Raw genomic sequence first — 7,206 nt, 5'->3', positions numbered from 1 at the left:
CGCAGGGCGCACCGGCGCCGGCCGCCCGCCCGGCCCCTGGCCGCGGTGGAAGGGGTTCAGGCCCTGCATAGCGCCTCCTCGACGATCCAGCGGCAGAGCGCGGGAAAGTCCATGCCGGCATGGGCCGCCTGCTCGGGGGCAAGCGAAGTGGGGGTCATGCCGGGCTGGGTGTTCACCTCGAGGATGATGAGCCCGCCCAGCCCGCGGCTTTCGTCCCAGCGGAAATCGGTGCGGGTCAGCCCGCGGCAGCCCAGGGCCTGGTGCGCGCGCACGGCCTGGTCGCGGCAGGCGGCGGCGATTTCCGGCGGGATCTCGGCGGGGATGACATGGCGCGAGCCGCCGGGCTTGTATTTGGCATCGTAGTCATACCAGCCCTCGGTCACGATCTCGGTCACGCCAAGCGCGCGGTCGCCCAGCACGGCCACGGTCAGCTCGCGCCCCGGCGCATAGGTTTCCACCATGACCCGCGCGGGCATCCGGTCGGAAAGCTGCGGCGGGCCGTTCGCGGCCTCATGCACGATATAGACCCCGACCGAAGAGCCCTCGTCGTTCGGCTTGACCACATAGGGCGGCGCCATGACGTGGCGGGCGCGCACCTCGGCGGCATCGGCGATCAGGCTGTCCAGCACCGGCAGGCCGGCAAGGCGCAGCACGTCCTTGGCGCGGGTCTTGTCCATGGCCAGGGCCGAGGCCAGCACGCCGGAATGGGTATAGCGCCAGCCCAGCCATTCCAGCAGGCCCTGCACGCAGCCGTCCTCGCCCCAGCGGCCATGCAGCGCGTTGAAGACCACGTCCGGCGCGTGTTCGGCCAGACGCGCGGGCAGATCCCTGCCCGCGTCCAATTCGACGACTTCATAGCCCGCCTGCCGCAGCGCAACCGCGCATTCACGCCCCGACGAGAGCGAAACCTCGCGCTCGGCCGAGGGTCCGCCCATCAGGACTACGACTTTCGGGGCCGACCTGCTCGACCTGCCCGCCAATGTTCTGCCTCATGCTCCCCGGTTGATCCGGGTATTTGTCGGGTCAGGATAGCCGCTTGGGCGGAATCGCAAAAGTCCCTTTTCGCGTCTCGCGCGATATTTCCGGCAATGACGGCGGGTTACGGCCGGTTCCTAGGGCTGGCCTACGCGGATGACTTCCCATTGCAGCTCGTGCCCGCTGGTCTCCCGCACCTTCTGCCGGACCAGTTCGCCCAGGGCCTCCAGCTCGGCGGCGGTGGCGCCGTCGGCGTTCAGCAGGAAGTTCGGGTGCTTTTCCGACATCTGCGCCCCGCCCAGGCGGTGGCCGCGCAGGCCGGCGGCATCGATCAGCGACCAGGCCTTCAGCTCGTGGCTGTCATCCGCCCGCCCGGTCGAGGAAAACCCGGCCGGGTTGCGAAAGGTCGAACCGGCGCTGCGTTCGCGCGTGGGCTGGCTCGCATCGCGGCGCGCCAGCTGTTCCTCCATCCGCGCGGCCAGTCCCGCGGGATCGCCCGGCTCGGCGCGAAAGCGGGCCTCGGTCACGACCCAGCCCTCGGGGATCTCGGAATGGCGATAGCCGAGGCGCAGGTCGGCGGCCGCGATCTCGTGCAGGCTGCCGTCGCGGGCCACGGCGCGGACCGAGACCAGGTGGTCGGCGACATAGCTGCCATAGCAGCCCGCGTTCATCCGCACCGCGCCGCCGATGCTGCCGGGGATGGTGCGCAGGAAGGTCAGGTCCAGCCCCGCCTCGGCCGCGCGGCGCGCGACATGGGCGTCCAGCGCCGCCGCACCCGCGGTGACGATGCCGCCCTCGCAGGAAATGCCGTTGAAGCCGCGCCCCAGCCGGATCACCACGCCGCGGATGCCGCCGTCGCGCACGATCAGGTTCGAGCCGACGCCCATGGCAAAGACCGGCAGCGAAGGGTCGAGGCCGCGCAGGAATTCGGCCAGATCCGCTTCGTCCGCGGGCTGGAACAGCCAGTCGGCCGGCCCGCCGACGCGCAGCCAGGTCAGGTCGGCAAGGGCCCGGTTCGGGGTCAGGGCGCCGCGGGGCGCGGGAGGCGTCTGGGTCATGGCGCGGTGGTTAATCAGCGTTGCGGGCGCCGTCAATCCGGCCCGCATGCCGCAGCCGCTTTCCGGCGCATCTCGCCAGGGTTCCGGCTGCGGCCTGCCGAGACGCGCCGCGCATCTAGCGCAGCCCGTCCACCGGGGCCGGAGGCACGGGCTGGGTCACAAGATGGCTCTTGCGCTTTTCGTAGAAGGCATTGCCACCGGCCACCAGGACATAGTGCATGTTGTCATAGGAAAAGCGGTGATCCTTCTGGTGGAAGAACATGGCGTTGCCAATCCCCGGCTGCCTTTCGCCGCGCAGGACCGCGATCGCGGCCTCGCGCACCGCCGGCAGGGATTTCGAATCCATTCGCCGGGTCAGGACGCCCGGCGCGAACTGGCCCTTTTGCCCGACCACGCCGCAAACCGTGTTGGGATAGCCCTGCGCCCTGACGCGGTTCATGACCACGTTGCCGACGGCGATCATGCCGTCGCGGCTGGAACGGTTCGCTTCGAAATAGATCGCCCGCTCCATGCATTCCAGCTCGCTCATGCCGCCGCGGCCGCAGCCGGCAAGCCCGGCCAGGGCAAGCGCCAGCAGCGCGCCCAGCCCTGCCCGGACCCGCATCCTGCTTTCCGTCATCTCGTCCCCCTTTTTCATCCCGTTTCCTGTCATTCCAGTGCGCTGAGGACCACCGCCAGCGCGGCGAAGCAGCCCAGGCCGACGATGTCCCAGGGCTGCGAGAACGGCGCGCGAAGGACCGGCGGCGGCCGCAGGCGGTCGTGAACCCAGCGCAGCAGCGCGCCTGCGGCCAGGCCCCCCGCCGCGATCAGCAGCAAGAGCGACAGCAGCGCGCCGATGATCCCGGCCAGATAGCCGCCGGTCTTGCCGTCGCCGATCAGATAGCAAAGCCAGGCCGCGCCGAGCAGCAGGGCCAGTTCGCCCCCCAGCACCCGGAACGAGCGGGCGCCGGCACGCAGGATGCCGATGGCGGCGGCCAGCGCCACCGTGACGGCGACGATCAGCCATGCCACCATCATCGCCGGCGGTCCCTAGCGCAGGCCGCGCTGCGCAAGCGCGCGCCGGCGGCGGCGCGCATCGAAGGGCGGCCAGACCAGCAGCGACAGGCCGAGCGCCAGGAAGAGCACGCCGAAGCCGGGGCCGCACAGATAGGTCAGCCAGCCCAGCACCGGCACGCCGCACAGCACCAGCGCCCAAAGCGCCGAATGGCGCCAGCGCAGCCGCACGAAGGGCAGAAGGCAGGCCATCACGCCCCAAAGCAGGGCGCAAAGCGCCGCGGTGGCGGGATGGCTGGCCAGCGCGATCACGCGGCCTTCTCCGTCAGCCGCTCGGGCAGGTTGTTGGCCCAGGTCGAGATGGTGCCGGCGCCCAGGCAGACCACCATGTCGCCCGGCCGCGCCTGTTCGCGCACCAGCCGTTCCAGGTCGCCCTCGTCCATCACCGCGCGGGCGTGGCGGTGGCCGTGGGCGATCAGCCCGGCGACCAGGTCGTCGCGCGAGGCGCCGGGGATCGGTTCCTCGCCCGCCGAATAGACCTCGGCGATGGCGACGACATCGGCTTCGTTGAAGCAGGTGCAGAAATCGTCGAAGAGGTTGGAAAGCCGCGAATAGCGATGCGGCTGATGCACGGCGATGACCCGGCCCTTCGTCGCCTGGCGCGCGGCCTTCAGCACCGCCGCGATCTCGACCGGGTGGTGGCCATAGTCGTCGATGATGGTGACCCCCCCCACCTCGCCCACGCGGGTAAAGCGGCGGCTGACCCCGCCGAAGCGCGCCAGCGCCTCGCGGATCTGGGCGCGCTTCATGCCCAGGTGGCGGGCGACGGCCACCGCGGCCAGCGCATTGCTGACATTGTGGTCGCCCGGCATCGGCAGGGTGCAGCCCTCGATCACCGGGGGCTCGCCGTCGTTCAGCTCGACCTCACCCTGCAGGGCAATGTCGAAATGCGCCACGCCGTTCTCGTAGCGCAGGTTCACGGCGCGCACGTCGGCCTGGGCGTTGAAGCCGAAGGTCGCGACGCGGCGGTCGGTCAGCCGGCCCACCAGCGACTGCACCTCGGGGTGGTCGGTGCAGCAGACGGCCAGCCCGTAGAAGGGGATGTTCGAGACGAAGTCCTGGAAACCCTTGCGCAGCGCGTCGAAGCTGCCCCAATGCTCCATGTGCTCGGGGTCGATATTGGTCACGATGGCGATGGTCGCGGGCAGGCGGTTGAAGCTGCCGTCCGATTCGTCGGCCTCGACCACCATCCATTCGCCGGCGCCGGCGCGGGCATTGCTGCCATAGGCATGGATCACGCCGCCGTTGATGACGGTCGGATCGAAGCCGCCCGCGTCCAGCAGCGTCGCGACCATGGTGGTGGTCGTGGTCTTGCCATGGGTGCCGGCGATGGCGACGTTGGATTTCAGCCGCATCAGCTCGGCCAGCATCTCGGCCCGGCGCACGACGGGCAGGCCGCGGCGGCGCGCCTCTTCCAGTTCGGGGTTGCCCTTCTTGATCGCGGTCGAGATGACGACCACGCCCGCTTCGCCAATGTTTTCAGCGCGCTGACCCTCGAATACGGTGGCGCCCAGCGCCTCCAGCCGGTCGGTGATCTTCGAGCGTTTCGCGTCCGAGCCCTGCACCTGGTAGCCCAGCGTCATCAGCACCTCGGCGATGCCGGACATGCCGATGCCGCCGATGCCGACGAAATGGATGGGGCCAAGCTCGCCCGGAAGTTTGGTCGCTGCGTTCATCGGGTCGGTTCCGTCACTAGATCTGCAAGGCGCTGCGCCGCGTCGGGGCGGGCAAGCGTTAGCGCGGCAGCTGCCATGGCGGTGGCGCGGGCGCTGTCGGAAAGGATGTCCCGGATGTCGCGCCTGAGGCTCTCGGCGTCAAGCACGGATTCGGGCAAAAGGATCGCCGCGCCGGATTCCGCAAGGGCACGGGCGTTGGCGGTCTGGTGGTCGCCGGTCGCCGCGGCATAGGGGATCAGGATCGCCGGACGGCCGACCACGGTGATGTCGGCAATGGACGAGGCCCCGGCCCGGCTGACGACCAACTGGGATTCGGCAAGGCGGCGGGGCACGTCGTCGAAAAAGGGCCGGACCTCGGCATTGACGCCGGCCGCGGCATAGGCGGCGGTGACGCGCTCGGCATCCTCGGCGCGGGCCTGGTGGCTGACCGACAGGCGGGCGCGCAGGTCGTCCGGCAGGCCGGCGATGGCCTCGGGCACGATGTTCGACAGCACCCGCGCGCCCTGGCTGCCGCCGATGACCAGCAGGTGCAGCTCGCCTTCGCCCGGCGGGGCATAGGTGGCGGCGGCGCGGTCCAGCACCGCCTGGCGCACCGGGTTGCCGGTATGGATGCCCTGGACGCCGGGCGGCAGCCGGGTCGGCCAGGTGCCGCAGGCCACGCGGTCCACCCGGCGGGCAAAGGCGGCGTTCACCCGGCCCATGATGCCGTTCTGTTCGTGGATCATGCGCGGGATGCGCAGGGCCAGCGCCGCCGACATGGCGGGGATGGTCGGGTAGCCGCCAAAGCCAACCACCACGGCGGGACGGTCGCCGCGCATCGCCCGGATCGCCCCCAGGATGCCGGCGCCGATGCGGAAGGGCACGGCCAGCCTGGCCAGCGCGCCCCCGCGCGCGGTGGTGGCCGAACTGACCACCTCGCGCACCACCTCGGCCGGGAAGGCGTCGGCATAGCGCGCGCCGCGCTCGTCGGTGGAAAGCTTCACCCGCCAGCCCTGGGCCAGCAGCACCTCGGCCAGCGATTGCGCCGGGAACATGTGGCCGCCGGTGCCGCCGGCAGCGATCAGGCACAGCGGCCGGCCTTGGGACTGCGGGTCGCTCATCCCCGGCCCCGGCCCAGCACGTCGCCGATGCGGCCCTGCGGGCGCGAGCGGGTCAGCGCCAGCAGCATCCCCATGGCGATGCCCGAGGCGATCACCGACGAGCCGCCGTAGCTGACGAAGGGCAGCGTCATGCCCTTGGCCGGCAGAAGCCGCACCGCCACGCCCATGTTGATCAGCGCCTGCACGCCGAAGGCGCAGGCAAGGCCGGTGCCGGCGATGCGGACGAAGGGATCGCGCTCGCCCTGGAGCCGCAGCAGCGAGCGGATGACGATGGCGGCATAAAGCGCGATGATGATCAGGACCAGGATCAGCCCGTATTCCTCGGCCGCGACCGCGATGATGAAATCGGTATGCGCGTCCGGCAGCGACCACTTGACCGAGCCTTCGCCCACGCCGACGCCGAAGAAGCCGCCCTCCTGGATGGCGTTGGTGGCATAGCCCAGCTGGGTGCGCGGATCGACCTCGGCCGCAAGGAAGCCGTTGATGCGGCGGGCGAAATGCTCGGATGCGCCATAGGCGAAGACGCCGCCGACGCAGGCCAGCCCCATCACGCCGCCCAGAAGGTAAAGCGGCGCCCCGGCGATGAAATACATCACGCACCAGGAAAACAGCACCAGCGAGGCCTGGCCGAAATCGGGCTGCATGGCCAGAAGCAGCACCACGACCACGGCGAGGCCGAAGGAAAAGGACTTGCCGGGCGGGCCGCCGACCTCCTGGCTGGCGGCCATGAACCAGGCGCAGATGGCGACGAAGCAGGGCTTGAGGAACTCGGACGGCTGCACCGACATGCCGCCGGGCAGGCGCAGCCAGCGCACCGCGCCCTTGCCGAAATCGGTGCCGATGAAGGGCAGCGCCATCAGCACCACCAGCGCGACCAGAAAGCCCAGCACGCCGATCCGCCGCACCATCCGCGGCGAGAAGGTCGAGATCACCAGCATCGCCGCCAGCGCCATGGCACCGAACACCGCCTGGCGGGTGACGTAATAGAACTGCGGCAGGCCGTTCTTTTCGGCCAGCGGCACCGAGGCCGCCAGGCCCAGAAGCAGCCCCACCGCGAACAATCCCAGCACGCAGGCCAGGGACCATCGGTCCAGCGTGCGCCACCAGCGTGGAAGAATCGGGTCACCTGCCCGCAAAGGGGTGGTGCCAAAGACCATTTCGGTCATGGGTTACCGCCGTCACTGCCTCGTTTGCATCGCCCGTTTGCCGGGTCTGGGCGGAAGCATAGCGCGATTGCACCCGGCGCGCTACTGCGGATTGAGCGACGTGGTGGCAGCCCGGATCACATCGCGCGGAAGACGGCCGGGTTTCGCGCCCCGCCGCCCCGCCTTCTCCGTTCTTCAA

General features: G+C 70.4%; 8 protein-coding genes. All 8 read right to left on the bottom strand.

The window, feature by feature from the left end:
• Window positions 1-56 precede the first annotated feature (56 nt).
• Complete coding sequence (locus tag FE811_RS00580) at window positions 57-980, bottom strand: D-alanine--D-alanine ligase (RefSeq protein ID WP_036754971.1); 924 nt, start codon at window positions 978-980, stop codon at window positions 57-59.
• A gap of 132 nt (window positions 981-1,112) precedes the next feature.
• Window positions 1,113-2,033, bottom strand: a complete 921-nt coding sequence (gene murB / locus FE811_RS00575) for a UDP-N-acetylmuramate dehydrogenase (RefSeq protein WP_036754968.1) — start codon at window positions 2,031-2,033, stop codon at window positions 1,113-1,115.
• 115 nt (window positions 2,034-2,148) lie between these two features.
• Window positions 2,149-2,637, bottom strand: coding sequence for a cell wall hydrolase (locus tag FE811_RS00570; protein ID WP_370362656.1), 489 nt, complete (start codon window positions 2,635-2,637; stop codon window positions 2,149-2,151).
• A gap of 44 nt (window positions 2,638-2,681) precedes the next feature.
• Window positions 2,682-3,050, bottom strand: a complete 369-nt coding sequence (locus FE811_RS00565) for a hypothetical protein (RefSeq protein ID WP_072463489.1) — start codon at window positions 3,048-3,050, stop codon at window positions 2,682-2,684.
• A 12-nt stretch (window positions 3,051-3,062) separates the two neighbouring features.
• Window positions 3,063-3,338 (bottom strand): DUF2484 family protein, encoded by a 276-nt coding sequence (locus tag FE811_RS00560; RefSeq protein WP_036754962.1) that lies wholly within the window; start codon window positions 3,336-3,338, stop codon window positions 3,063-3,065.
• Complete coding sequence (gene murC / locus FE811_RS00555) at window positions 3,335-4,762, bottom strand: UDP-N-acetylmuramate--L-alanine ligase (RefSeq protein WP_116220562.1); 1,428 nt, start codon at window positions 4,760-4,762, stop codon at window positions 3,335-3,337. The genes FE811_RS00560 and murC overlap by 4 nt, the downstream gene beginning before the upstream one ends.
• Entirely contained in the window at window positions 4,759-5,862 is a 1,104-nt protein-coding gene (locus FE811_RS00550) for a glycosyltransferase (RefSeq protein ID WP_140846471.1), read from the bottom strand. Before FE811_RS00550 ends, murC begins: the two co-directional genes overlap by 4 nt.
• On the bottom strand, window positions 5,859-7,028 hold the full coding sequence (locus FE811_RS00545; protein WP_072463492.1) for a putative peptidoglycan glycosyltransferase FtsW: 1,170 nt from the start codon (window positions 7,026-7,028) through the stop codon (window positions 5,859-5,861). Before FE811_RS00545 ends, FE811_RS00550 begins: the two co-directional genes overlap by 4 nt.
• Between the last annotated feature and the right edge of the window lie 178 nt (window positions 7,029-7,206).

The organism is Paracoccus sp. FO-3 (genome assembly GCF_006386455.1).
In the GTDB taxonomy this organism is placed as follows: domain Bacteria; phylum Pseudomonadota; class Alphaproteobacteria; order Rhodobacterales; family Rhodobacteraceae; genus Paracoccus; species Paracoccus versutus.
Note: the sequence above shows the minus strand (reverse complement) of the source record. Positions and strands in the feature narration are given on the sequence as shown.

Excerpts from the sequence above, each read along its gene's own strand:
- FE811_RS00545 (WP_072463492.1), bottom strand. The coding sequence starts at position 7,028 with ATGACCGAAATGGTCTTTGGCACCACCCCTTTGCGGGCAGGTGACCCG.
- FE811_RS00550 (WP_140846471.1), bottom strand. The coding sequence starts at position 5,862 with ATGAGCGACCCGCAGTCCCAAGGCCGGCCGCTGTGCCTGATCGCTGCC.
- FE811_RS00565 (WP_072463489.1), bottom strand. The coding sequence starts at position 3,050 with ATGATGGTGGCATGGCTGATCGTCGCCGTCACGGTGGCGCTGGCCGCC.
- FE811_RS00570 (WP_370362656.1), bottom strand. The coding sequence starts at position 2,637 with ATGCGGGTCCGGGCAGGGCTGGGCGCGCTGCTGGCGCTTGCCCTGGCC.
- murB (WP_036754968.1), bottom strand. The coding sequence starts at position 2,033 with ATGACCCAGACGCCTCCCGCGCCCCGCGGCGCCCTGACCCCGAACCGG.
- murC (WP_116220562.1), bottom strand. The coding sequence starts at position 4,762 with ATGAACGCAGCGACCAAACTTCCGGGCGAGCTTGGCCCCATCCATTTC.